Annotated in this window: 2 protein-coding genes; one reads left to right on the top strand and one right to left on the bottom strand. The window is 76.5% G+C overall.

Features of this window, described 5'->3' with window-relative positions:
* A partial coding sequence (locus NBW84_RS11340) for a pentapeptide repeat-containing protein (RefSeq protein WP_250284362.1) occupies window positions 1–222 on the bottom strand: 222 nt, incomplete at its 3' end.
* Window positions 223–249: 27 nt separating this feature from the next.
* Between NBW84_RS11340 and NBW84_RS11335 the strand changes: the two genes are divergently transcribed.
* On the top strand, window positions 250–489 hold a 240-nt coding region (locus NBW84_RS11335), incomplete at its 3' end, for a hypothetical protein (RefSeq protein ID WP_250284360.1).

The following is a 489-nucleotide window of genomic DNA, read 5'->3' as shown; positions in this document are numbered from 1 at the left end:
ACCCGGCCGGATGTTCCGGCCACCCTCGAGCCGGCCACCCTCGAGCCGGCCACCCTCGAGCCGGCTGCCCTCGAGCCGGCTGCCCTCGAGCCGGCTGCCCTCGAGCCGGCTGCCCTCGAGCCGGCCACCCTCGAGCCGGCTGCCCTCGAGCCGGCTGTCGGTGAGGACACCGTGGTGGCGGGCCAGCCGGATACCGGCGCTGCCGGCGGGCAGCCCACCCACGCGGAGGCCGGTGGGCCGGCCGCTGGCGTGGCGGAGGACCTCGACAACGCCGATCTCCGTGACGTCTGGGAGGCCCGCGAGGCCCGGGAGGGCCAGTCCTCCGCACTCCCCGATGGCCGCGGCCCCAGCGGTCGGCGAAGTCGCGATCATGTTTTTTTCGCGCTGCCGGCGGCGGAGGAGCCCGAGTTCCTCGAGGAGGATCCGGCTGTCGCCGCGGTTGTGCCGGTGCTCACCGCCCGGCCCGTCCCGGGCGCCCAGCCGGATCGT

Origin of the sequence: Protofrankia sp. CiP1_Cm_nod2 (assembly GCF_920664355.1) — a bacterium.
Lineage (GTDB): Bacteria > Actinomycetota > Actinomycetes > Frankiales > Frankiaceae > Protofrankia.
Note: the sequence above shows the minus strand (reverse complement) of the source record. Positions and strands in the feature narration are given on the sequence as shown.